The following is a 20,003-nucleotide window of genomic DNA, read 5'->3' as shown; positions in this document are numbered from 1 at the left end:
TTGAGCGCGACGCGGACGACTCCCCGGGCGGTACGGCCCGGCACCGGAAGCATGGCCGTCGGCGCACGAGGCGGGCCACCCGTTTTACGGGCCGCCCGGTGACGAGCGGCCCGCGGCACGTCCGAGTCGTCGCCGCGCCGGGCGCGGCGACGTCAGCCCGTGGCCAGCAGGACCGTTCCGACCAGCGCCAGTCCCGCGCCCGCCGCCTGCACCGTGCGCAGCCGCTCGCGCAGCACGCCGCGGGCGGCCAGCGCGGTGACCACGGGATAGAGGGAGGCGAGGACGGCGGCGACGGTGACCGGGCCGTTGTTGGCGGCGATCGAGTAGGTGCCGTTGGCGGCCACGTCGGCGAGTCCGACGAAGGCGAGGGCGGGCAGCGCCGAGCGGATCGCGCTCCACCCCTCCTCCGGCAGCGCGGGGTTGCCGCGGCGCACGGAGGCGTAGAGGGCGCCCGCGCCGACCACGACGTTGCACAGGCGCTGTACGAAGAGGGCGAGGAAGAGCCCGGTGAGGTTGTGCGACGCCTCGGAGATCAGGGCCATCACGGAGCCGAAGCCGAAGGCGGCGACGAGCGTGAGGAGCAGCGTCTGCCGCTGTACGGGCGCACCGCCCCGGCTCGGCCCGCTGGCGAGGACGACGCCCGCCACGGCCACGGCTATGCCCGCGAACTGCAGGATCCCGGGCCGTTCGCCCAGCACGAGCCCCACGCCCAGCGGCACCGCCACGCCCCCGAGGGCACCCAGCGGCGAGACCACGCCCATGGGGCCCAGGGCCAGGGCCTTGTAGAAGGCGAGCATCGCCGCCGGGCCGACGACGCCGGCCGCCACCGCGTACCAGAGCTCGGGGCCGGCCTCGGACCAGCCGCCGGTGCCGATCACGATCGTGCCCAGGGCGAGGACGGCCAGCAGCTGCGAGACGAGGACCACGGTCAGGGCGGGCATGCGCCGGGTGAGCAGCCCGCCGCCGAAGTCGGCCAGCCCCCACATGAGGCTGGTGGCCAGGGCGAAGACCGGTGTCATGGGGGAGACCTCGCAGTACAGTGTGATGAACGGTGGCGTCCACGACACCGTAGTACATGATGCTCGACTTGTAAGAATAATATTTTGGACGGGACGGATCGGACCGACGTGACGGACCTCGACCAGCTCACGCAATCGCTCGCCCGCAACCTCAAGCGCTGGCGCAGTGAGCGCCACTTCACCCTCGACGCCCTGGCGGCACGCTCCGGCGTCAGCCGCGGCATGATCATCCAGATCGAGCAGGCCCGGACGAACCCCAGCGTCGGCACCACGGTGAAGCTCGCCGACGCCCTCGGCGTCAGCATCACCACCCTGCTCGACTACGAGCAGGGCGCCCGCGTGCGGCTCGTACCCGAGGAGCAGGCGGTGCGCATGTGGTCCACCGAGGCGGGCAGCCACACCACGCTGCTCGTCGGCGCCGACGCCCGCGGCCCGCTGGAGCTGTGGGACTGGCGCCTCGTGCCCGGCGACAGCAGCGTCTCGGACCCCCACCCGCCCGGCACGGTCGAGATGCTGACCGTACGGTCGGGCCGCCTCACGCTCGTCGTCGACGGCGAGGAGCACGAGGTCGCCGCCGGCACCTCGGCCACCTTCGAGGCCGACGCCGCACACACCTACCGCAACGACGGCACCGAGCCCGTCGAGATCACGATGGTGGTGGCCGTCCCGCCCGCGGGCTGACAGCCGCCGCCCCCTGAACGCACCGGGCCCGCCGGGAGACGTCGAGCGACGCTCTCCCGGCGGGCCTCCGTGCGTGGTGGCCCCCCGTGCGCCGGTGAAGACGGTGCTTCCTGAGGCAGTGCTTCCGGAGGCGGTGCTCCTGAAAGCGGAGTGAAACCGTAGTGAAAGCGGACGCTCCTAATGTCTTTCTCACCGGGAACCGACTGGATGGGGAAACGGGCCATGAAAAGTGCCAAGGAACCGACGATCTACCAGGACGTGGAGATCATCCGCCGCATCCAGGAGCTCATGGTTCTGTGCTCCTTGCTGCCGCCCGACGGCAAGCTGCGTGAAGCGCTGGAGTTCGCTCTTTCGCTCCACGAGGAGCCGGTACTGGCCCGGATCACTCCCCTCACCAATCTCCATCCCTTCGCGACGAAAGCCTGGCTGGAGTCCCTGTGGCTCGGCGAAGGCGTTTCCAGCGAGGAGAAGGAGCTGGTCGCCTGGCAGAACAACAGCGACAACATGGGGCCGGCCATTCGTGAACTCAAGAATGCCGAACAGCAGTCCGGCATCAGGCTGGTCGCTCAGCTGACGTCCTGACACCCGCCTGGGTGCCGGGATTCACCTCAACATCGGAGGTAAGCCATGACCGCTTCCATTCTTCAGCAGTCCGTCGTGGACGCCGACTTCCGCGCGGCGCTGCTTGAGAACCCCGCCGCCTTCGGCGCTTCCGCCGCGGCCCTGCCCACGCCCGTCGAGGCCCAGGACCAGGCGTCCCTCGACTTCTGGACCAAGGACATCGCCGCCACGGAAGCCTTCGCCTGCCGCCAGAGCTGCAGCTTCGGCCCGTTCACCTTCGTGTGCGACGGCAACACCAAGTAAGTGGCTGCTGCCTCTAGGCGGTAATGCTCGCCCGGTGCGATGACGCGGTGGGCCGGTGACCTGCCGGCCCACCGCGTTGCGCCGCGCGGCGGCGCCCCTGCCACGAGGGTCACGAGGCTCCTTCGACTTCGACCGCAGGAGAAATTCGCATATGGGTATGGGTAATGCGTATCCGCTGGACATCGCAGCACGGGCGGCCAATCTGACCGAACGGTTACGGGTCGTGGCCGCGGCGGGCGGCGAGGCGGCCGTGCGGGACACCACGGTCGAACTCGACGCCTTCGACCGCTGGAAGACCGACACACTGGCCGGAAAACTGGCCGACAAATTCCACCAGGAATCGCTGCACCGCGGCCGTCCGCCCCAGCACACGAAGGACGAACTCGCCGGCGTACTCTCCGCCTACCGCCGTCTGGAACTCGCCCTGGACACCGCGGACGACGACGTCCGGGCACTTCTCGGCGAGCTGCAGAGCGCCTGGTTGCCCACCTATCGCGCGGCCCTCGACGCCCACGACGCCGCCCGCGACGGCGAACGCACCGACGCGCAGGCGGGCGAGGAGCCGGGCTGGCGCGCGTTCGACGTGTACTACGGCCGGCTGGCCAAGGCGTGCGAGCCGTTCCTGCGCGAACTGGGCCGCGGCCTGGACGCCGCGCGCGGCACCGCACAGGGCGAGAACACCGCTCTCTCCCCGCAGCTGGCCGAGGACATCCAGCGCCACCTGCTCGACCGCTTCGAGCTGAGCGTGGCCTGGGCCGTGGAGGCCGACGCCAACGTGCACTGCACCCAGGCCGGGATCGACAAGGCCGAGGCCACGCGCGAGGACTACCTCGCCTACCTCGACACCACGTTCTCCGACAGCGCCGCCTACCACCGCTTCTACCTGAAGTTCCCCGTGCTCGGCCGCTGGCTCGCCCACACCACCGCCCTGCTCACCGCGTTCGGCCGCGACCTCTTCGACAGCCTGGCCGCCGACGCGCAGGCCATCGGCACCGAATTCTTCGGGCAGCCGATCACCGCGTTCACCTCCCTGCGGCTGGGCGACTCCGACCCCCACGCGGGCGCGCGCACCGTCGCCCGCGTCTCCGTCGTGCTCGCCGACGGGCGCACCGGCGAGTTCTTCTACAAGCCGCGCAGCGTCCGGTCCGAGGCGGCGCTCCAGGACGTCCTCGCCAGGCTGGCGGACGACGGGGTCGTCGACTTCGCGACCCGGCCCGTCCTGCCCCGGGACGGCTACGGCTACGAGGCGCTGATCCCCGCCGGACGCAACCGCGTCGAGACCCCGGAGGAAGTCACCCGGATCTACCGCGAACTGGGCGGCTACCTGGCGCTGTTCTACGTCCTGGGCGGCAGCGACCTCCACTTCGAGAACGTCATCGTCGCCGACGGACACGCCTTCGTCTGCGACGCCGAGACCGTCCTCGGCGTCCACCCCCAGGGACGCGCACAGTCGGAGGGCACCCTCCTCGACTCCGTCTTCAAGACCGGACTCCTCGAATGGCCGCGCGCCGCGAGCCCGGGCGAGGAGGCCGCCGCCGAGATGCGCATCAGCGGCTACGCGGGCGGCGAGGGCTACGACGTCCCCGTCCCGGTGGCCCGCCGCACCGGCGAGGGGCTCAGCTTCGCGGCCTCCGTCGTGCACAAGACCGGCGTCCACGTCGAGACCAGCGCCTCCAACCGCGTCTACCTCGGCGAGGAGCTCGTGCGTCCCGAGGACCACGTCGAGTCGATCATGGAGGGCTTCAACCGCGTCTACGACTGGTTCGCCGAGGACCCCGACGCGTCCGTCGACTACCTGATGGAGACGTTCAGCTGGGTCACCGCCCGCTTCATCAACTGGGGCACCCAGATCTACGCCCAGCTGCTGAGCGCCGCCCGCCACCCGCGCTGCCTCACCGAACCCCTCGAAGTGGACCTGCTCGCCAACACCGTCCGCACCTTCCCCCGCACCTGGGACGCCGACGGCGTCCTGGCCGGACGGGAAGTGGCCGCCATGTGGCAGATGGACGTGCCGCTGTTCACCGCCGCCGCCCACGCCCGGCAGCTCGTCCACGGACACAGCGACCCGCTGCCCGCGCGGCTGGACAGCTCCCCGATCGACCACGCGGCCGCACGCATCCGGCGGCTGTCGGAGCGCAACCGCGAACAGCAGAGCCAGTACATCGCCGCCAGCCTCTCGACCGGCGAGATCAGCAGCCCCGCCTTCGTCGCCACCTCCCTGGACTACGCGGCCAGGATCGGCAGCCGTCTGTGCGACGAGCTGCGGGCCCCCGCCGCCTCCGCCCCCTGGACCTCCTACCAGCTGTCCGGCGAATCCCTCGCCGAGGTGGACATCGAGGCCGACCTCTACCAGGGCTCCGCCGGCGTCGTCCTCTTCCTCGCCTACCTCGACCAGCTTGTGCCCCGCCCCGAATACCGCAAGGCCGCCCGGCAGGCCCTCGACCACGTCCTCGTCCACTGGGACCGCGACCGGCTCGGGGCCTTCGCCGGACTCGGCGGCGTCGTCTACCTCCTCACCCACCTGCACCGCCTGTGGGGCGACGAGGAGCTCCTCGACCTGGCCGTGCGGCTCAGCGACGAGCTGCCCGCACGCATCGACGAGGACCGGCACTTCGACATCCTGCACGGCGCGGCCGGCCTCATCCCCGTCCTGCTCGGCCTCGCCCGGGAGACCGGCGGCCACGGCATCGAGCACGCCCACCGCTGCGCCGAACACCTGCTGCGCCACGCCGAGGACGACGGCACCACCCTCAGCTGGCCCCCCTCCGCGGCCGACGAGACGTACGGCAACCTCACCGGCTTCTCGCACGGCTCCGGCGGCATCGGCTGGGCGCTCATCCAGCTCGGCCGGCACACCGGCAGGCCGGACTACATCGAGGCCGGCCGCAAGGCGTTCGCCTACGAGGACCGGCACGTCGACGAGCAGGAGAAGGACTGGTACGACCTGCGGATCAACAACGGATCCGCGGTCAAGGGCGCCCGTCACTTCTCCAACGCCTGGTGCAACGGCGCCGCAGGCATCGGCCTCGCCCGCATCAGCAGCTGGGCCGCGCTCGACCGCAGCGACGAACAACTGCTGCGCGACGCCCAGCAGGCACTGTCGGCGACCCTCCGGAACTTCCCCCGCCTGAAGAACCACACCCTGTGCCACGGCACCTCCGGCAACGCCGAACTCCTCCTGCGCTTCGCCCGGCTGAGCGACGAACCCGCCTTCCAACTGGAGGCCAACGTCCAGGTCCAGGCGCTGTGGCGGAGCCTCGACGAGGCCGGCGGCGGTGCCGGCGGGGGCAGCGCCGACTTCTTCCCGGGACTGATGATCGGCATCTCCGGGTTCGGCATGCACTTCCTGCGACTGGCGGACCCGGACCGCGTCCCGTCCGTGCTGCTCCTCGACCCGCCGTCGCACCACGAACAGTAAGGAGTGGCTCCACCATGGCCCTGAAGACCTGCGAGGAATTCCTGCGCGACGCCCTCGACCCGGCCCGGTTCGGGCGCGAGATGAAGGCGGTCACGGAGGTACCGGAGATTGTCGAGCTCGGCCGCCGCCACGGCTACGGCTTCACCGCGGAGGAGTTCCTGACGAAGGCCATGACCTTCGACGGCACCGCCGCCGGCGGCACGGCGACGGACGGGCAACAGGCCCCCCTGCGGACCCCGCCCGCCGAAGCCCCCGCACACGAGGCACCGGCCCGGGCCACCGCCACCAGCTTCGCCCACTACGAGTACCGCCTGGACGAACTCCCGGAGTTCGCCTCCGTCGTGGCCGAGCTGCCCCGGCTCAAGGTCATGCCGCCCTCCGCCCGCCTCGACCGGTTCGCCGGGCACTTCCGCGAGGAGGACGCCCGGACCGTCTCCCAGTCCCCCGCCGACCCCGCCTACCAGGCGTGGCACCGCGACCTCGCCGCACGCGGCTGGCAGGACGAGCCCGCCGCGCCGGGCGCCCCGCGCCGCGACTTCCACCTCGTCAACCTGGACGAACACGTCGACTACCCGGGCTACGAGGACTACTTCGCGGCCAAGACGCGGGTCGTGGCCGCCCTGGAGAACCTCTTCGGCGGCGAGGTGCGCGCCTCGGGCTCCATGTGGTACCCGCCGTCGAGCTACCGGCTCTGGCACACCAACGCGGACCAGCCGGGATGGCGCATGTACCTGGTGGACGTGGACCGGCCCTTCGCCGACCCCGGCCAGACCTCCTTCTTCCGCTATCTCCACCCGCGCACCCGCGAGATCGTCACCCTCACGGAGAGCCCGCGCATCGTGCGCTTCTTCAAGGTGGAGCAGGACCCGGAGAAGCTCTTCTGGCACTGCATCGCCAACCCCACGGACCGGCACCGCTGGAGCTTCGGCTACGTCGTGCCGGAGACCTGGATGGACGCCCTCCGCCACCACGGCTGACCCGGCACCCGTCGTTCGCGCACCGCGCGGCACCAAGGAGGAGCGATGTTCGGAGCAGGACCGCGGACGGCACGGGGGCCCGCGGCGGAGGCGGACGGCGACGCCGCCCACCGGACCGGCCGGCCGGCACAGGCCGCCGGGGCCGCGGGCGGCCCGGCGGCCGGGTCCGGCCCGCCGGCCGTCCTGGCGCGGGGGCTGGGCAAGTCGTACGCGGGCGTGGAAGCGGTGCGCGGCATCGACCTGACCGTCGCCCAGGGCGAGACCTTCGGCTTCCTCGGCCCCAACGGGGCGGGCAAGACCACGACGATCTCGATGCTGACCACCCTCGCCACGCCCACCACGGGCCGGATCGAGATCGCGGGCCACGACACCCGCACCGCACCCCAGCAGGTGCGCCGCACCCTCGGGCTGGTCTTCCAGGAGACCACGCTCGACCCGGAACTGACGGCCGTGGAGAACCTGCGCTTCCACGCCGACCTGTACGCACTGCCGCGGGCCGGCCTGGCCGGGCGCATCGCCGAGATGCTGGATCTCGTCGGGCTCGCCGCCCGCGGCGACAGCCTCGTGCGCACCTTCTCCGGCGGCATGCAGCGCCGCCTGGAGATCGCCCGCGGCCTGCTGCACCGGCCGCGCCTGCTCTTCCTCGACGAGCCGACCATCGGGCTCGACCCGCAGACCCGCGCCCAGGTCTGGACGCACCTGGCGGAGGTCCGCGAGCGCGAGGCCACGACCATCTTCCTCACCACGCACTACCTCGACGAGGCCGAGCAGTGCGACCGCATCGCCATCATCGACGACGGCCGGATCGTCGCCCAGGGCAGCCCGGCCGAACTGAAGTCCGTCATCGGCGCGGACCGGGTGGACCTGCGCACCGGCGACGACATGGCCGCGGCCGCCCTGCTGCACGAGCGCTTCGGCCTGACGGCGGTCCGGGGCCCGGGCGGCCTGAGCGTCAAGGTCGCGGAAGGCGCCCGGCTCGTCCCGGCGCTGTGCGCCGCCCTCGACGTGGCCGTCTACGAGGTGACGGTCACCCGCCCCAGCCTCGACGACGTCTTCCTCCACCACACGGGACGCGGCATCCGCGACGACGTCCTGCCCGGCGCGGCGGGCACGGCAGGCACGGCCGAACCGTCGGACTCAGGAGAGCGCACATGACGCACGCCACGGTCGCCCTGCCCGCGGCCGACCGCCATGCCCCCGGCCGGCTCGCCGCCGAATGGCGCGCGGGCAGCATGGTGTGGCGGCGCGAGATGATCCACTTCCTGCGCTCGCGCGCCGGGATCGCCGTGTCCCTGCTGCAGCCGCTGCTGTTCCTCTACGTGCTGGGCATCGGCCTGTCCCGGATGTTCAGCGGCGCCGGCTCGTCGGACGACTACATGATCTTCCTCTTTCCCGGTGTGCTGGTGATGGCGGCCCAGGCCCCCGCGATCTCGGTGGGAGCCTCGATCGTCTGGGACCGGCAGAGCGGCTTCCTGCGCGAAATGCTGGTGGCCCCCGTCCGCCGCAGCACCCTGCTCATCGGCAAGTGCCTGGGCGGCGCCACCGTCGCCGCCTGCCAGGGCGCGGTCGTCCTGGCAAGCGCGGGCCTGGTGGGCGTGCCGTACCGCGTCGACCTCTTCGCCGCCCTGCTGGCCGAACTCCTGCTCGCCTCCCTGGCGATGACGGTCCTCGGCGCGGTGATCGCCGTGCGGATCCAGCGGATCCAGACGTTCCATACGGCGCTGACCGTCCTGACGGCACCGATGGTCTTCCTGTCGGGGCTGATGTTCCCCGTCAGCGCCATGCCGGCCTGGATGGCGGCGCTCACCCTGGTCAACCCCCTGACCTACGCCGTGGACGCCATGCGTCAGACGATCACGGCCTTCCACCCCGCGCCCGCGGCCGGGGCGTCGGGCGCGCCCTTCTTCGACCCGGTCTCCTGGGGCGGCTGGGACGTGCCGCCGGGTCTGTCGGTGGTGCTGGTGGCCGTGTTCTCGGCCCTGGCCCTGGCGGCGGCCTCCCGGCGCTTCTCCCGCACCGACTGAACGGGCGTTCGCGGACCGACTGAAAACACTGTCGTTCCCACGCGTCCAACCGTGGATCATCACTCACGTCCCTAGCGCCCGGATCACGTCTAAGGAGCATCACCATGCGTAGCACCAGACGTCTTTCGTTACGTCGTCGTTCCGCCCTGCTGATGGGTGCCGCCTCCCTCGCGGCGCCGGCGCTGCTCACGGTCCAGGCCGGCGAGGCGCAGGCGTTCGGCACGATCAACTCGCTGGGCCAGCGCGCCGAGCACGAGCGCATCACCCGGGCGGCGCTGGCCTGCGCCGCCGGCACGGCGTCCGACGGTTCGTGTTTCGAGGCCCGGTCGATCGATCAAGTCGCCGGTCACACGGGGACGTTCGGGGCCGTCGGGTCGCCGGACTCGGACGAGATCTTCACCCCCGAGGCGCACTGCGACGACGCCGACTACCTCACGGCCTCCGGCTACCCGCGCACCCGCCAGCAGGCCAGCGACCAGCTCATCGCCTGCATATCCAAGCTGCAGGGACGTTTCAGCCAGGGTGTTGCCGCCGGCTCGGGCACCCTGAACGGGGACGGCACGGTCTCCCCGGGCAACAGCGACCTGTCCACGGACTGCACCTTCACCGGCGGCGTCCCCGGGCGCGGCAAGTGCAACGCCATCGAGGGCTTCGGCCGGGCCCTGCACGGCGTGCAGGACTTCTACTCGCACAGCAACTGGGCGGACAAGGCGGACCCCAACCAGGCCGTCGGCGTCAACAACCCGCCCGGCCTGAACATGTCGGGCCCCGCCCCGCTGCTCTCCCTCAAGAGCGGCCGCCCGCCGGCGGCCTCCTCGGTGCCGGCGCAGCTGTCCACGGGCTGCTTCTCGCTCAACCCCTGGGGCTGCTCGGGCCGGGTGACCCACACCACCCTCAACAAGGACACCGGCCTGATCGACCCGGCCACCGGCGCCACCAGTGACCCGACCACCAACCGCGGCCGGATCCCCGGCAACTTCGACCGCGCCGTCAAGGGTGCCATTGCCGACACCCGCCGTCAGTGGGCCGACTTCCGGTCCGCGCTGAACGAGCGCTACGGCGCCGAGCGCGGCCAGCGCATCGCCTGCGTCCTCACACACGACAACCCCGTGCGCGACTGCCGCTGATCCCTCGCGGCCCCGCGTCCCGCCGGCCCGGTGCTCCCGCCGGGCCGGCCGGCCCGCGCCGGGCGGGCCCTCGCCGGTCAGGCGTCGCCGTACGCCTCGCCGCCGAGCTCCAGCACCGCCGTCCCGGCGGTGGTGTCCGCCAGCCAGGCCCGGAACCCCTCGACGTCGGCCTCGGGCAGCCCGATCCCGATGCGCACGCCCTCGCCGTAGGTCACCTCGCGCACCTCGCGCCCGGTGGCCCGCAGGTCGTTCTGCAGCTTCCCGGCCCGCTGGTGGTCGACCGTGACCGTGGCCAGCCGGAAGCGCCTGCGGGTCACGGTGCCGAGCTCGTCGAGGGCCTCGCCGACCACCCCGCCGTAGGCCCGGATCAGACCGCCCGCGCCGAGCTTGACGCCGCCGAAGTAGCGGGTGACGACCGCCACGACGTAGCGCATGTCGCGCCGGAGGAGCATCTGCAGCATGGGCACGCCCGCGGTGCCCCCGGGCTCGCCGTCGTCGCTGGCCTTCTGGACCGAGCCGTCGGCGCCGAGGACGTACGCCCAGCAGTGGTGCCGCGCGGTCGGGTGCTCCTTGCGGACGCGCGCGAGGAACGCCTGCGCCTCCTCCTCGGTGGCGGCGGGCGCGAGCGCGCAGATGAAGCGCGACCTGCTGATCTCGATCTCGTGCACGCCTTCGCGCGCCACCGTGCGGTACTCCTCCTGCATCCCGTCAGCCTAAACGTCCCTCCGCCGCCGCCCCGACCCGGGAATGGTCCGGGGACCTAGATCGTTGAGCCGGCATGTACGCAGAACCGGGGATCATCCAGAAGATCATCGAGGGGACCGGCGACACCTGGGCGGTGGTCGGCCTCTCCGCCAACGAGCAGCGCGCCGCGTACGGCGTCGCCGAGGTGCTCCAGCGCCACGGCAAGCGCATCGTTCCCGTCCACCCCAGGGCCGAGACGGTCCACGGCGAGCAGGGCTACGCCTCCCTCGCCGACATCCCCTTCGACGTCGACGTCGTGGACGTCTTCGTCCGGTCCGAGCTCGCGGGCGCCGTCGCGGACGAGGCGGTGGGGATCGGCGCCAAGGCCGTCTGGTTCCAGCTGGGAGTGGTCGACGAGGCGGCCTACGACCGCACGCGCGAGGCGGGCCTGCTGATGGTCATGGACCGCTGCCCGGCGATCGAGCTCGGCAGGCCGCGGGGCGCGGTCTGAACACCCCTGCGGCTCACACCATCAGCCCCGCGTCGCGGGCGCACAGTGCCGCCTGCACCCTGTTGCCGACCTCCAGGGCGGCCAGGATGCGGCTGACGTGAGCCTTGACCGTGCTCTCCCGCATGCCCAGGCCGTCGGCGATCTCCGCATTGGAGGCGCCGGCGGCCAGGAGCCCGAGGACGTCCGACTCACGGGGGGTCAGCCGTGCCAGGCGCTGCTGCGCGGCCTGGACGTCGCGGGACGCCGTGCGGTGGTAGCGATCGACCAATCGACGGGCCGCCGCGGGGTGGAGCATGGCCTGGCCCGCCGCGACGACCTGTATCGCCCGGATGATCTCGGCCGGATCGGTGTCCTTGAGGAGGAAGCCCGAGGCGCCGGCCGCCAGCGCGTCGTACACGTACTGGTCGAGGTCGAACGTGGTCAGCATGACCACCTCCGGCGGGCTGGGCAGCGCGCGCAGCCGCTCGGTGGCCGCGATCCCGTCCATGCGCGGCATCCGGACGTCCATCAGGGCCACGTCCACGCGCAGGGCACCGGCCCGCCGGACGGCTTCGAGGCCGTCGCCCGCCTGTGCCACGACCTCTATGCCGGGGACGTCGTCGAGGATGTCGGCGAGGGCCAGCCGGACCAGGCTGTCGTCGTCGACGATCAATGTACGGATCATGCCGCTCCCGGCGCGAGGTGTTCTTCGACAGTGCTGACGGGGATGTCGGCGGCGATGTTCCAGCCACCGCCCCCCGAAGGTCCGTAGTCCAGCCGGCCGCCCAGCGCCGTGACGCGCTCGGCCAGTCCGACCAGGCCGTAGCCGCTGCTGACCGGCGGCTCCCCGGCGGCGGACGGCGGATCGCCGGCCCGGTTGTGCACCTCGACCGTGGAGGCCGGCGGGCCGTAGCGCACGACCACCCGCACGGGGGCCCCGGGAGCGTGCTTGCGGGCGTTGGTCAGCGCCTCCTGCACCAGCCGGTGAACGGCGAGGCGGTGACTGGCCGGGAGTGGCCCGGCAGCGCCCTCGACGACCGCGTCGATCTCCTGACCCGCCGCGCGCGCCTCGTCGAAGAGCGCGGGCAGCTCCCGCAGCCCCGGGACGCGCTGCCCCTGCAGCTCCGGGTGGTCGGGATCGCGCAGGACGCCCAGGACGTCCCGCAGATCGCCCAGGGCCTCGGTGGAGGTGGCGCGCAGCAGCGCCAGCCGGTCCGCCACGGGCTCGGGAAGGGTGGCGGACCGCCGCTGCAGGGCCCCGGCGTGCAGGGCCAGCAGGCTCAGCCGGTGGGCGAGCACGTCGTGCATCTCGGCGGCGATGCGGGCCCGTTCGCTCAGCCGCGCCTGCTTGGCGCGCAGTTCGCGCTCGACGCGCAGGTGCTCGACCTGCGCGGTCAGGCTCGCCTCCAGCCGCCTACGGCTGTCCGCCCACAGACCCAGCACCATGACGAGGGCGAACGGCAGCACGGGTCCGTACGCACGGGTGCTCCACAGCAACTGCTCCGGCTGCGCGAACCAGTTGCCGGCCAGCGCCACCGCGGCACACGCACAGCCCAGCGCGCGCCACCCGCGCGAGGCGAGGTAGAAGAGCATGACCAGCAGGGGAAGCAGGGCACCCACCACGACCGCCGCGCAGACCGTGACCACCACCGTGACCAACGGGACGCGGTAGCGCACCACCAGGGAGAGGCTGCCGACGGCGGCGACGGCCGTGTCCGGACCCCACAGCGTGGCGCCCGCCCCCACATAGGCGTTCTGCACGGCCAGCACGCCCACGGCGACGACCAGCAGCGCCTCCGCCCATCCCGGCCACCTTCGGTCGTCCGCACTCAGCACGGGTAAATCGTAGTCACCCAACGTTTTCGATCCCTCCGCCAGTCGGCCTACGCTACCCCCTACTTTCGTACTGATCGAGCGTCGCACAACGGCCGATGGTGCGCCCCGCGCTGCCCCCTAGTTTCATGGTCATGGATCTGACGCAAGCCAACTCCACGCCCGTACAGCCGCGTTCGGCGTCCGGGCTGGCCTTCCTCCGCGAGGCGACCCGCACCTTCCGCACCACCGGCGCCATCGCGCCGAGCAGCCGGCAGCTCGCCGAGCGGCTGGCCGCCCCCCTCGCCCCCGCGAGCAGACTGCGCCGGCCCGCCGCGGTGCTGGAGGTCGGCGCCGGCACGGGACCGGTGACCCGGGTCCTGGCGGGAGCCGTGGGCCCCGCCGACCGGCTCGACGTCGTCGAGATCAACCCCCGCTTCGTCGAGATCCTCAACGGCGCCCTGCGCACGGACCCCGCCATGTCGGCGGCCTCCGACCGCATCCGGATCATCCCCGAGTCGATCACCGAGATGCCCATCGACCACAGCTACGACGTCGTCGTCTCCTGCCTGCCCTTCACCAACTTCGAGCCGGAGACGGTCAAGTCGATCCTGGACCGCTACCTGTCGGTGCTCGTGCCGGGCGGACACCTGACGTTCTTCGGCTACCTCGGCACCCACGCCACCCGCTCGCTGCTCAGCAGCCGGAAGGAGGCCGCCCGCCACCGCGAAGTGACCGACCTGCTGCACGACTTCACCCGCCGCTACGCCAGCCGGCAGAGTGTCGTGTGGCGCAACATCCCGCCCGCCCGGGTGTGGCACGTGCGCGCCCCCGAGCACGCCACCCGGGTGGCGGACGCCGCCTGATGCCCACCGCGGACGAGCTGTTGCACGGAGTGCCGCCCACGGCCGCGTACGGCCTCGTGCTCGGCCTGGTGCTCCTCGAATCGGTGCTGCTGCTCGGTTCGTTCGTGCCCACGCTCAGCCTGATGCTGTGCGCCGGGGTCCTGGCACAGGAGGGGACGCTGCGGCTGCCCCTGGTGGTGCTGTGCGCCACGGCGGGGGTGGTGTCCGGTGACCTGCTCGCGCAGCGCACCGGGCGCCGCCTCGGTCCCGGCCTGCGGCGCTCCCGGCTGGGCAGGCGGGTGCCCGACGCGGCCTGGGAGCGCGCCTGGTCGGTGCTCCAGCGCCGCGGCGGCCCCGCGCTGCTGATCTGCCGCTTCGTCCCCGTCGTACGGACCTTCGCGCCGCACCTGGCGGGCGCCGCCGGCATGCCGTACCGGCGGCTGGCCCCGTACAGCCTGGTGGCGGGCCTGGTCTGGGCGGGCGGGGAGGCCGGTGCGGGCTACGCGCTGGGCGCCTCCTACGACCGGCTGACCGCCCTGAGCGGCGGGCTGCCGGCGGTCTGCGCGGCCGCCGGCGTCCTGCTGGCGGCCGCGGCGGTGGTGCTCGTGCACCGCCGCCGCGCGCGCCGCACGGCGGGCGGCTCAGGCCGAGCGGGCCAGCGACAGGCTGACGTCGGTGCGCAGGATCGCGACGTGCAGATGGCGCAGCTCGCGGCCGGGGTCCACCCCGAGCTCGTCGCGGAAGACGCCGCTGACCTCCGCGTACGCGGCCAGGGCCTCGCCCCGGCGGCCGCAGCGGTAGAGGGCGAGCATCAGCCGCTGCCACAGGCTCTCGCGCAGCGGGTACTTCGCGGTCAGCGTCCGCAGATCGCCGACGATCTCGTCGTGGCGTCCGAGGGCGAGGCAGGCGTCGTGGTAGCGCTCGATGGCCCGGATCCACTCCTCCATCAGCCCCGGCACCACGTCCCGGTGGAGCGCGTCCGAGCGCACGCCGCCGAGCGGCTGGCCGCGCCACAGGGCCAGCGCCTCGGTGAGGGCGGAGTGCTCCAGCGCGCGGTCGCCGAGGTCGGCGGCGAGCCGGGCGCGGGCCGCGGATTCACGGAAAAGGGTGAGATCCAGACAGCCGGTGGGGACCTCGATCAGGTAACCGCTGGGCGAGGTGTGCAGCAGTCCGGAGAGCCCCGCGCCGGCTGCGTCCAGGCTCTGTCGTAAGCGAGTGAGGAGGGTGTGCAGGGCGGGGCGCGGGCTGTGCGGCAGCTCGTCGCCCCACACCAGGTCCACGAGTTTCTCGACCGGGACGATCTCGCCCGGGTGCACGAGCAGGGCCGCAAGCAGGGACCGTTGCCTGCCGCTGGGTAGTGAAACGTTTTTCCTGCCCACCGTGACGCTCAGTGGTCCGAGAACCCGGAAGGATATTGCCCGGTTCATGAACTCTCCCCTTCGCTCATCGAGCCGCACCCTGAAGACGGCTGGGGACTGCCGTGCCCGCTGTCCACTCAAGCGGACGTCGCGGTCAGCAAGCGTACGGTGCGTACAGAGTTGGTTGTCAACTATGGCGTATGAATGTCAGGGTTGTCTGGCGTTATCCATACGCTCAAGCGGACAGAAACAGTCGACCGGGCAACAACTCCCGGGGGAGGGACGGGCCATGAGCGACAGCCGACCGGCACCGGACCGCAACGACCGGCCTCTTCTGCGCCAGTTCGACCAGCGGCTCAGTGAACTGATCGCCACCACCGCCGGGGCCGAGGGGAACAAGCGCCCCGGATACGCGCGCCTGGCCAAGGAGATCCGCGACACCACCGGCCGGGCCATCTCCGGCACCTACCTCTGGGAGCTGGCCACCGGAAAGAAGCGCAACGTCACGCTCGAACAGCTCGACGTCCTCGCGGAGTTCTTCGGGGTGCCCCCGGAGTACTTCCTCGACGACGAGACCGGCCGCCGCATCGACGACCGCCGAAGACTGGCCATCGCCCTGCGCGACGCCAAGGTGCGCAACCTCGCCCTGCGCGCGGACGGGCTCTCGCCCGACTGCCTGGACGCGCTGATCGCCATGGTGAACGAGGCGCGCAAGACCCAGAACCTGTCGTCCATCGACGATGACGACGACACCGCCACCACCCTTACTTCTTCAGGGTAGTCAACGACCCGACGCCGGTCCCGTGGGCCTGGAGGACCGATGCCACGCCGTACGTACGTCGCCTACCGCCGCTGCCTGAGAAAGGGTCAACGGGAACCCGAGATGCCGTACACGAGCGACGCCGCCCTCCGTCGACGCTGCCGGGCCCTGCTGGCCCGCATCAGCCTGCCCGAGCCGTTCTCCGTCGAGGCCCTGTGCCGGCACCTCGGCGAGCAGCGCGGCCGGCCCATCCACCTGCACCCCCTGCCGGAACAGGCCGCCCTGGCCGGGGCCTGTGGTCTGTGGCTCGCCACCGCCACCGACGACCACATCTTCCACGAGCGGCACACCGTGCGCCCGCACCAGGAGCACATCGTCCTCCACGAGATCGGCCACATGCTCTTCGACCACCACTCGCTGGCCCCGGCCGGCGGCCCGGCGGGCGCCCTGCTGGCCGACCTCGACCCCCGGCTCATCCGCCGTCTCCTCGCGCGCACCAACTACTCCACGCGCCAGGAACGGGAGGCGGAGATGCTCGCCAGCCTGATCCGCACCAGCGTCCGCGCCTGCACCGGGGAACGGCCGCCGGGCGCGCTGGGCCGGCTGCAGGCGGCGCTGGGCGTGGTCGGCTCCCATGACCGCTGACGCCCTCGACCCCGCCCTGTGGACCACCGGGCTCGTGTGCCTGTGGACCGCGGTGATCCTCCGATGTCCCTACGCCGTGCGCCACCCGGCACAGCGCGGACTGTGGCTGGCGGTGGCCACGGCGGCCCTGGCGATGACCCTCACCACCTCCCTCGGCTCCTTCTTCCCCGAATCGGCCCTCGGGCTCGCCGGCAACCTCACCGGCATGGTCTCCGCGGGCGCCGTCCTCGGCTTCGTCATCACGATCGTGGGCGGGCGCCGCCTGCACACCTGGGCCTGCGGCACGGTCGCCGCCGCGGCCCTCGCCCTGACCGTCCTCGGCATCACCTCCGGGGCCCACCTCTCCTACGGCACGATCACCGAGATCCCGCCCACCGCCACCGCCTACCGGCTGCTGCTGATCGGCACCCACCTGGCCGTGAACGCGGCCTGCGTCGCGGTGTGCTGGCGCTACGGGAGAGGGCCGAGCCGTTCCCCGCTCGCCCTCGGCCTGCGACTCTTCGGCATCGGCACCGTCCTGGCGGAGCTGTACTGGCTGCGCCTGTTCGCCGGCCTCTTCACCACCTCGGACGCGCTCCTGCAGTACCAGCCCACCCTCATGTCGCTGCACGGCATCCTCCGGGCGGCGGCCGTGCTCGTCCCGACGGCCGTCGCCGTCCGCCGGGCCGCCGCCGACGTCCGGACCATCTGGCGGCTCTGGCCGCTGTGGCGCGAGCTCGTGGACGCCGTCCCGCACGTCGCCCTCGGCCGCCCCCGGCCCCGCCTGCACGAGATCCTCTGGCCCCGGGCCCCCTGGAAGCTGCTCGCCTACCGCAAGGTCGTCGAGACCCGCGACGCCATCCTCGTCCTGCACGGCCACGCCGGCCCGGCCGTCACCGCGGCCGCCCGCGACACCGTCGCCGCCGCTGCCCTCCCGGCGGAGCGCACCGAGGCCACGCTGCTCGCCTGCGTCCTGCGCGAGGCCCGGCGGGCCCGGCTCGCCGGCCTCCCGCCGGCCGGCCCCCACCCGCCCGAACCCCTCGGGACCGGCCTCGGCAACGGCAGCCTGGACGACGAGCGGACCTTCCTCCTCCGCCTCGCCGAGTCGTACGCCACACCCCCCGCCCTGACCTTCGCCCCGCCCCGCAGCCTGCCCCGGGAGGAGGACCGGCGGGACGAGCGCAGGCAGTGCGCCTGACCCCGCGGCCCACCCGGCCGGGGCACGGCATCACGCGAACCGTGCCCCCGGCCCCCGGTCCGGGTGCGAAACTGTGATGACCGAGGGACGGTGAGCCGTCCGGAGCGGGTGAGGCAGGCGGGACGACCGCGGCCCGCGCCGGCCCGGCCGGGAACGACAGTGGAGGCACGGAGAACAATGCGGGTCGGAGCCGCCCTGTGAGACTTCTGCACACCTCGGACTGGCACCTGGGACGCTCCTTCCACCGCGTGAGCCTCCTCACGGCCCAGCGCGACTTCCTCGACCACCTCCTGCACACCGTGCGCGAGCAGTCCGTCGACGCCGTGCTCGTCGCAGGCGACGTCTACGACCGCGCCGTCCCGCCGCTCGCCGCCGTCGAGCTCTTCGACGAGGCCCTGCACCGCCTCGCCGGCCTCGGCGTGCCCACCGTCATGATCTCCGGCAACCACGACTCGCCCCGCCGCCTGGGCGTCGGCGCCGGACTCATCGACCGGGCCGGCATCCACCTGCGCACCGACCCGGACGGCTGCGGCACGCCCGTCCTCCTGAGCGACGACCACGGCGACGTCGCCTTCTACGGACTGCCCTACCTGGAGCCGGCCCTGGTCCGCGACCGGCTGGGCGCCGACGGGGCCGGCCACACCGCCGTGCTGGAGGCCGCCATGGAGCGGGTGCGGGCCGACCTCGCCGCCCGGCCCGCCGGGACGCGGTCCGTCGTCCTCGCCCACGCCTTCGTCACCGGCGGCACCACCAGCGACAGCGAGCGCGACATCACCGTCGGCGGCGTGGCCTCGGTGCCCGCCGACGTCTTCCGCGGCGTCGACTACACCGCCCTCGGCCACCTGCACGGCAGCCAGACGATCACCGACCGCATCCGCTACTCCGGCTCGCCCCTCGCCTACTCCTTCTCCGAGGCCGTCCACCGCAAGACCATGTGGATCGTCGACCTCGACGCCCGGGGCACGGTGAGCGCCGAACGCGTCGACTGCCCCGTCCCGCGCCCGCTCGCCCGCATCCGCGGCCGCCTCGACGACCTGCTGGCCGATCCCGGGCTCGACCGCCACGAGGACGCGTGGGTCGAGGCCACCCTCACCGACCCGGTGCGCCCCGAGGAACCCATGGCCCGCCTCGCCCGGCGCTTCCCGCACACCCTGAGCCTCGTCTTCGAGCCCGACCGGGCACCCGAGGACCCCCTCTCCTCCTACGCCCAGCGGCTCAGGGGCCGCACCGACCAGCAGATCGCCGAGGACTTCGTGGCCCACGTACGCGGCGGGCAGGGGCCCGACGCCGCCGAGAGCGCCGTCCTGACCGCGGCCCTCGACGCCGTGCGCCTCGACGACACCGTCGGCGAGGTGGCCCGATGAGGCTCCACCGGCTTGCGATCACCGCGTTCGGGCCCTTCGGCGGCACCCAGCACATCGACTTCGACGAGCTGTCCGCCGCCGGGCTCTTCCTGCTGCACGGCCCCACCGGCGCCGGCAAGACCTCCGTCCTCGACGCGGTCTGCTTCGCCCTCTACAACGGCGTCCCCGGCAGCCGCCAGGGCAGCGGCCTGAGCCTGCGCAGCGACCACGCCGACCCCGGCACGCCCACCGAGGTCGTCCTCGAATTCAGCGTCGCGGGCCGCCGCCTGGAGGTCACCCGGCGCCCCGAACAGCTCCGCCCCAAGAAGCGCGGCACCGGCTTCACCCGCGAGAAGCCCTTCAGCGCGCTGCGCGAGCGCCCCGCCGACGGCGGACCCTGGCAGCCGCTCAGCCGCTCGCACCAGGAGATAGGGGAGGAGGTCACCCAGCTGCTCGGCATGAGCCGCGAGCAGTTCTGCCAGGTCGTCCTCCTGCCGCAGGGCGACTTCGCCCGCTTCCTGCGCGCCGAGGACGCCGCCCGCGGCAAGCTCCTCGGCAAGCTCTTCGACACCGGCCGCTTCGCCGCGGTCGAGGACCGCCTGGCGGAGCTGCGGCGCGCGGCCGACGCCCAGGTGCGCACCGGCGACGAACGCCTCCTCGCGCTCGCCCACCGCATGCGCCAGGCCGCCGCCGACCCCTCGCTGCCGGAGGCCGGGGTGCCGGCACCGGCGACCGTGGCCGTCCCGGCGGCGGGCACCGGGGGCGCCACCCCGGCCGGG

General features: G+C 72.9%; 20 protein-coding genes and 1 pseudogene. 16 read left to right on the top strand and 5 right to left on the bottom strand.

Features of this window, described 5'->3' with window-relative positions; genetic code table 11:
* Positions 1 to 152: 152 nt before the first annotated feature.
* Complete coding sequence (locus tag LE181_RS11920) at positions 153 to 1,019, bottom strand: DMT family transporter (protein ID WP_225661204.1); 867 nt, start codon at positions 1,017 to 1,019, stop codon at positions 153 to 155.
* Positions 1,020 to 1,127: 108 nt separating this feature from the next.
* On the opposite strand from LE181_RS11920, the gene LE181_RS11915 reads away from it, so the two are divergent.
* The 8 genes from LE181_RS11915 to LE181_RS11880 all read left to right on the top strand — a co-directional run bounded on the left by LE181_RS11915 (position 1,128) and on the right by LE181_RS11880 (position 10,110).
* Positions 1,128 to 1,700 carry a helix-turn-helix domain-containing protein gene (locus tag LE181_RS11915; RefSeq protein WP_225661203.1) on the top strand — a complete coding sequence of 191 codons (573 nt, stop codon included), beginning with the start codon at positions 1,128 to 1,130 and terminating at the stop codon, positions 1,698 to 1,700.
* A 222-nt stretch (positions 1,701 to 1,922) separates the two neighbouring features.
* Positions 1,923 to 2,282, top strand: a complete 360-nt coding sequence (locus tag LE181_RS11910) for a DurN family substrate-assisted peptide maturase (RefSeq protein ID WP_225661202.1) — start codon at positions 1,923 to 1,925, stop codon at positions 2,280 to 2,282.
* A 45-nt stretch (positions 2,283 to 2,327) separates the two neighbouring features.
* Entirely contained in the window at positions 2,328 to 2,564 is a 237-nt protein-coding gene (locus LE181_RS11905; RefSeq protein ID WP_190107705.1) for a cinnamycin family lantibiotic, read from the top strand.
* 151 nt (positions 2,565 to 2,715) lie between these two features.
* Positions 2,716 to 5,982, top strand: coding sequence for a type 2 lanthipeptide synthetase LanM family protein (locus tag LE181_RS11900; protein ID WP_225661201.1), 3,267 nt, complete (start codon positions 2,716 to 2,718; stop codon positions 5,980 to 5,982).
* Positions 5,983 to 5,996: 14 nt separating this feature from the next.
* Positions 5,997 to 6,959: a Nif11-like leader peptide family natural product precursor gene (locus tag LE181_RS11895; protein WP_225661200.1), complete on the top strand. Its 963-nt coding sequence runs from the start codon at positions 5,997 to 5,999 to the stop codon at positions 6,957 to 6,959.
* 45 nt (positions 6,960 to 7,004) lie between these two features.
* Entirely contained in the window at positions 7,005 to 8,114 is a 1,110-nt protein-coding gene (locus LE181_RS11890) for an ABC transporter ATP-binding protein (RefSeq protein WP_225661199.1), read from the top strand.
* On the top strand, positions 8,111 to 8,983 hold the full coding sequence (locus tag LE181_RS11885) for an ABC transporter permease (protein ID WP_225661198.1): 873 nt from the start codon (positions 8,111 to 8,113) through the stop codon (positions 8,981 to 8,983). The genes LE181_RS11890 and LE181_RS11885 overlap by 4 nt, the downstream gene beginning before the upstream one ends.
* 104 nt (positions 8,984 to 9,087) lie before the next feature.
* Positions 9,088 to 10,110, top strand: a complete 1,023-nt coding sequence (locus LE181_RS11880) for a CinY protein (RefSeq protein WP_225661197.1) — start codon at positions 9,088 to 9,090, stop codon at positions 10,108 to 10,110.
* Positions 10,111 to 10,187: 77 nt separating this feature from the next.
* Here the strand turns inward: LE181_RS11880 and LE181_RS11875 are convergent, their stop codons facing one another.
* Positions 10,188 to 10,814, bottom strand: a complete 627-nt coding sequence (locus LE181_RS11875) for a YigZ family protein (RefSeq protein ID WP_225661196.1) — start codon at positions 10,812 to 10,814, stop codon at positions 10,188 to 10,190.
* A 74-nt stretch (positions 10,815 to 10,888) separates the two neighbouring features.
* Between LE181_RS11875 and LE181_RS11870 the strand changes: the two genes are divergently transcribed.
* Complete coding sequence (locus LE181_RS11870) at positions 10,889 to 11,305, top strand: CoA-binding protein (RefSeq protein WP_225661195.1); 417 nt, start codon at positions 10,889 to 10,891, stop codon at positions 11,303 to 11,305.
* 13 nt (positions 11,306 to 11,318) lie between these two features.
* Here the strand turns inward: LE181_RS11870 and LE181_RS11865 are convergent, their stop codons facing one another.
* Together LE181_RS11865 and LE181_RS11860 are read right to left on the bottom strand one after the other, a co-directional pair.
* A complete protein-coding gene (locus LE181_RS11865; protein WP_225661194.1) occupies positions 11,319 to 11,969 on the bottom strand; it encodes a response regulator transcription factor in 651 nt (216 codons plus the stop codon).
* Positions 11,966 to 13,120: a sensor histidine kinase gene (locus LE181_RS11860; protein WP_225661193.1), complete on the bottom strand. Its 1,155-nt coding sequence runs from the start codon at positions 13,118 to 13,120 to the stop codon at positions 11,966 to 11,968. The genes LE181_RS11865 and LE181_RS11860 overlap by 4 nt, the downstream gene beginning before the upstream one ends.
* A gap of 131 nt (positions 13,121 to 13,251) precedes the next feature.
* On the opposite strand from LE181_RS11860, the gene LE181_RS11855 reads away from it, so the two are divergent.
* Together LE181_RS11855 and LE181_RS11850 are read left to right on the top strand one after the other, a co-directional pair.
* The gene (locus LE181_RS11855) at positions 13,252 to 13,962 is read left to right on the top strand and encodes a class I SAM-dependent methyltransferase (RefSeq protein ID WP_225661192.1); all 711 of its coding nucleotides are present in this window, start codon (positions 13,252 to 13,254) and stop codon (positions 13,960 to 13,962) included.
* Positions 13,962 to 14,432, top strand: a pseudogene (locus LE181_RS11850) (DedA family protein); the annotation flags it as partial. The gene LE181_RS11855 and the pseudogene LE181_RS11850, both read left to right, overlap by 1 nt.
* Before the next feature lie 150 nt (positions 14,433 to 14,582).
* Here the strand turns inward: LE181_RS11850 and LE181_RS11845 are convergent.
* Positions 14,583 to 15,368, bottom strand: a complete 786-nt coding sequence (locus LE181_RS11845) for an AfsR/SARP family transcriptional regulator (RefSeq protein ID WP_225661191.1) — start codon at positions 15,366 to 15,368, stop codon at positions 14,583 to 14,585.
* A gap of 220 nt (positions 15,369 to 15,588) precedes the next feature.
* Here LE181_RS11845 and LE181_RS11840 point away from each other — a divergent pair, with 220 nt between their 5' ends.
* The 5 genes from LE181_RS11840 to LE181_RS11820 form a co-directional block, all read left to right on the top strand.
* Positions 15,589 to 16,080: a hypothetical protein gene (locus LE181_RS11840; RefSeq protein WP_225661190.1), complete on the top strand. Its 492-nt coding sequence runs from the start codon at positions 15,589 to 15,591 to the stop codon at positions 16,078 to 16,080.
* Positions 16,081 to 16,182: 102 nt separating this feature from the next.
* Positions 16,183 to 16,704, top strand: coding sequence for a hypothetical protein (locus LE181_RS11835; protein WP_225661189.1), 522 nt, complete (start codon positions 16,183 to 16,185; stop codon positions 16,702 to 16,704).
* On the top strand, positions 16,694 to 17,881 hold the full coding sequence (locus LE181_RS11830) for an MAB_1171c family putative transporter (RefSeq protein ID WP_225661188.1): 1,188 nt from the start codon (positions 16,694 to 16,696) through the stop codon (positions 17,879 to 17,881). Before LE181_RS11835 ends, LE181_RS11830 begins: the two co-directional genes overlap by 11 nt.
* A 197-nt stretch (positions 17,882 to 18,078) precedes the next feature.
* The gene (locus LE181_RS11825; RefSeq protein WP_225661187.1) at positions 18,079 to 19,245 is read left to right on the top strand and encodes an exonuclease SbcCD subunit D; all 1,167 of its coding nucleotides are present in this window, start codon (positions 18,079 to 18,081) and stop codon (positions 19,243 to 19,245) included.
* Positions 19,242 to 20,003, top strand: a 762-nt coding sequence (locus LE181_RS11820; protein WP_225661186.1) for an AAA family ATPase, incomplete at its 3' end; no start/stop codon positions are given. The genes LE181_RS11825 and LE181_RS11820, both read left to right, overlap by 4 nt.

The sequence above is a fragment of the Streptomyces sichuanensis genome, assembly GCF_020328095.1.
Classification (GTDB): Bacteria; Actinomycetota; Actinomycetes; order Streptomycetales; family Streptomycetaceae; genus Streptomyces; species Streptomyces cinnamoneus.
Note: the sequence above shows the minus strand (reverse complement) of the source record. Positions and strands in the feature narration are given on the sequence as shown.

Bases quoted from the DNA above. Each gene is read 5' to 3' on its own strand.
- LE181_RS11920 (WP_225661204.1), bottom strand. From the start codon at position 1,019: ATGACACCGGTCTTCGCCCTGGCCACCAGCCTCATGTGGGGGCTGGCC.
- LE181_RS11910 (WP_225661202.1), top strand. From the start codon at position 1,923: ATGAAAAGTGCCAAGGAACCGACGATCTACCAGGACGTGGAGATCATC.
- LE181_RS11905 (WP_190107705.1), top strand. From the start codon at position 2,328: ATGACCGCTTCCATTCTTCAGCAGTCCGTCGTGGACGCCGACTTCCGC.
- LE181_RS11900 (WP_225661201.1), top strand. From the start codon at position 2,716: ATGGGTATGGGTAATGCGTATCCGCTGGACATCGCAGCACGGGCGGCC.
- LE181_RS11895 (WP_225661200.1), top strand. From the start codon at position 5,997: ATGGCCCTGAAGACCTGCGAGGAATTCCTGCGCGACGCCCTCGACCCG.
- LE181_RS11890 (WP_225661199.1), top strand. From the start codon at position 7,005: ATGTTCGGAGCAGGACCGCGGACGGCACGGGGGCCCGCGGCGGAGGCG.
- LE181_RS11885 (WP_225661198.1), top strand. From the start codon at position 8,111: ATGACGCACGCCACGGTCGCCCTGCCCGCGGCCGACCGCCATGCCCCC.
- LE181_RS11880 (WP_225661197.1), top strand. From the start codon at position 9,088: ATGCGTAGCACCAGACGTCTTTCGTTACGTCGTCGTTCCGCCCTGCTG.
- LE181_RS11875 (WP_225661196.1), bottom strand. From the start codon at position 10,814: ATGCAGGAGGAGTACCGCACGGTGGCGCGCGAAGGCGTGCACGAGATC.
- LE181_RS11870 (WP_225661195.1), top strand. From the start codon at position 10,889: ATGTACGCAGAACCGGGGATCATCCAGAAGATCATCGAGGGGACCGGC.
- LE181_RS11865 (WP_225661194.1), bottom strand. From the start codon at position 11,969: ATGATCCGTACATTGATCGTCGACGACGACAGCCTGGTCCGGCTGGCC.
- LE181_RS11855 (WP_225661192.1), top strand. From the start codon at position 13,252: ATGGATCTGACGCAAGCCAACTCCACGCCCGTACAGCCGCGTTCGGCG.
- LE181_RS11845 (WP_225661191.1), bottom strand. From the start codon at position 15,368: ATGAACCGGGCAATATCCTTCCGGGTTCTCGGACCACTGAGCGTCACG.
- LE181_RS11840 (WP_225661190.1), top strand. From the start codon at position 15,589: ATGAGCGACAGCCGACCGGCACCGGACCGCAACGACCGGCCTCTTCTG.
- LE181_RS11835 (WP_225661189.1), top strand. From the start codon at position 16,183: ATGCCGTACACGAGCGACGCCGCCCTCCGTCGACGCTGCCGGGCCCTG.
- LE181_RS11830 (WP_225661188.1), top strand. From the start codon at position 16,694: ATGACCGCTGACGCCCTCGACCCCGCCCTGTGGACCACCGGGCTCGTG.